General features: G+C 74.8%; 3 protein-coding genes. All 3 read left to right on the top strand.

What is annotated here, in order from left to right:
* Positions 1-15 precede the first annotated feature (15 nt).
* Positions 16-714: an EboA domain-containing protein gene (locus BZL64_RS35100; RefSeq protein ID WP_086773109.1), complete on the top strand. Its 699-nt coding sequence runs from the start codon at positions 16-18 to the stop codon at positions 712-714.
* Positions 714-1,562, top strand: a complete 849-nt coding sequence (locus BZL64_RS35095) for a TatD family hydrolase (protein WP_086773108.1) — start codon at positions 714-716, stop codon at positions 1,560-1,562. The genes BZL64_RS35100 and BZL64_RS35095 overlap by 1 nt, the downstream gene beginning before the upstream one ends.
* Positions 1,563-1,565: 3 nt before the next feature.
* Positions 1,566-2,654: metabolite traffic protein EboE (gene eboE, locus BZL64_RS35090; RefSeq protein WP_086773107.1), on the top strand; the 1,089-nt coding region annotated here is incomplete at its 3' end.

Raw genomic sequence — 2,654 nt, 5'->3', positions numbered from 1 at the left:
AGCACGCCTCGCGCCCTGGCGTTCACCCCCCTCGACGTCCTCCAGGACGACCTGGAATCCCGACTGCCCGAACCGGCCCGCGCATGGCTGCGCCAGGCAGTCGACGAGGCCGCCGACCATCCCGGCACCCACGGCCCGATCTCCGTGTGGGAGCTGCGGCTCGCCGAGGCCGGCCGGCGCTGCGGCAGCCCGCACGCGGACGCGGCCCGGCTGCTCATCCTGCGCGCCGCCCGCGCCGACACGGGCTCCCTGGGCCGGGTGTACTTCCAGGGCACCGCCGACGAACGCCGGGCCGTACTCCTCGCACTGGCGCACCTCGTGCCGGGACCGGACGCCCTGCCACTGGTGGAGGACGCCCTGCGCACCAACGACACCCGGCTCGTGGCCGCCGCCGTCGGCCCCTACGCCGCCCGCCACCTCGACGCGCACGCCTGGCGCCACGCCGTACTGAAGTGCCTGTTCACCGGGGTGCCCCTGGACGCCGTGGCGGACCTGGCGGAGCGGGCCCGCGCCGACCCCGAACTCGCCCGCATGCTCCGCGACTACGCCGCCGAACGCACCGCCGCGGACCGTCCCGTGCCCCGGGACCTGCACCGCGTCCTCGCCCTGACCGACTCGGCCGGCCCCGCCGGTCCCGTGCCCCCGCCGCACGGGACGCAGCCCCGGGGGACGCACCCCCACGGCGCGGGCCACCCCCACGGCAAGGAGTCCTGATGCGCATCTTCGACCCCCACATCCACATGACCTCACGGACCACCGACGACTACGAGGCCATGTACGCCGCCGGTGTCCGCGCAGTCGTCGAACCGTCCTTCTGGCTCGGCCAGCCGCGCACCTCGCCCGCCTCCTTCCTCGACTACTTCGACTCCCTCCTCGGCTGGGAACCCTTCCGGGCCGCCCAGTACGGCATCGCCCACCACTGCACGCTCGCCCTCAACCCCAAGGAGGCGAACGACCCGCGCTGCGTCCCCGTCCTCGACGAACTGCCCCGGTATCTCGTCAAGGACCACGTCGTGGCCGTCGGCGAGATCGGCTACGACTCGATGACTCCCGCCGAGGACACCGCCCTCGCCGCCCAGCTCCAGCTCGCCGCCGCCCACGGGCTGCCCGCGCTGGTGCACACCCCGCACCGCGACAAGCTCGCCGGCCTGCGCCGCACCCTCGACGTCGTCCGGGAGTCCGCGCTGCCCGAGGAACACGTCCTGATCGACCACCTCAACGAGACGACCGTGAAGGAGGCCAAGGACAGCGGCTGCTGGCTGGGCTTCTCGGTGTATCCGGACACCAAGATGGACGAGCGCCGCATGGTGGGGATCCTGCGGGAGTACGGGCCGGAGCGGGTCCTGGTGAACTCCGCCGCCGACTGGGGCCGCAGCGACCCCCTGAAGACCCGCGGCGTGGCCGACCTGATGCTGGACGAGGGCTTCACCGAGGACGACGTGGACCGGGTCCTGTGGCGCAACCCCGTCGCCTTCTACGGCCTCAGCGGCCGGCTGAACGTCGAGGTGACCGCTCCCGGCGCCACCCACGAGGGCAACTCCGTGCTGCGCGGCGGGGAGTGAGCGATGCGCTTCCGCCACCCCGACGGCACCACCGTCCACCTCGCCTACTGCACCAACGTGCACCCCGCCGAGACCCTCGACGGCGTGCTCGCGCAACTGCGCGACCACTGCGAGCCCGTCCGCCGCCGCCTGGGCCGCGACCGCCTCGGCATCGGACTGTGGCTCGCCAAGGACGCCGCGCACGCCCTCGACACCGACCCGGCCGCCCTGCGCGGCCTGCGCGCCGCACTCGACCGGCGGGGCCTGGAGGTCGTCACCCTCAACGGCTTCCCCTACGAAGGCTTCGGCGCCGAGCAGGTCAAGTACCGGGTGTACCGGCCCGACTGGGCCGACCCCGAACGCCTGGAGCACACCACCGCCCTCGCCCGCGTCCTCACCGGTCTCCTCCCCGACGACCTCACCGAGGGCAGCGTCTCCACCCTGCCGCTGGGCTGGCGCACCACCTGGACCGACGCCCGCGCCGACACCGCGCACGCGGCCCTGCTCACCCTCGCCGAACGCCTGGACGCCCTCGCGGACCTCACCGGCCGCTCCGTCCGCGTCGGCCTCGAACCGGAGCCCGGCTGCATCGTCGAGACCACCGGCGACGCGCTCGCCCCGCTCACCGCCGTCGGCCATCCCCGCATCGGCGTCTGCGTCGACACCTGTCACCTCGCCACCTCCTTCGAAGACCCGCACACCGCCCTGGACGCGCTGGCCGCCGCCCGCGTCCCCGTCGTCAAGTCCCAGCTGTCGGCCGCCCTGCACGCCGAACACCCCCGCCTCCCCGCCGTCCGCGAGGCGCTCGCCGCCTTCGACGAACCCCGCTTCCTGCACCAGACCCGCACGGTCGGCGACACCGGCCGCCTGCACGGCACCGACGACCTGGGCCAGGCCCTCACCGGCGACGCCCTGCCCGACACCTCGCCCTGGCGCGCCCACTTCCACGTCCCGCTGCACGCGGCCCCCGCCGCGCCCCTCACCTCCACGCTCCCCGTCCTGAAGGACGCCCTGACCCGCCTCGTCGGCGGACCGCACCCGCTCACCCGCCACCTGGAGGTCGAGACCTACACCTGGCAGGCCCTCCCGCCCGCGCTGCGCCCTCGCGGCCGG

The sequence above is a fragment of the Streptomyces bobili genome (assembly GCF_002154575.1).
Classification (GTDB): Bacteria; Actinomycetota; Actinomycetes; order Streptomycetales; family Streptomycetaceae; genus Streptomyces; species Streptomyces bobili.
This window is presented reverse-complemented; position numbering and strand designations above follow the sequence as displayed.

What these genes read in the sequence shown, in the direction of transcription:
- BZL64_RS35095 (WP_086773108.1), top strand. Translation starts at nt 714, where the DNA reads ATGCGCATCTTCGACCCCCACATCCACATGACCTCACGGACCACCGAC.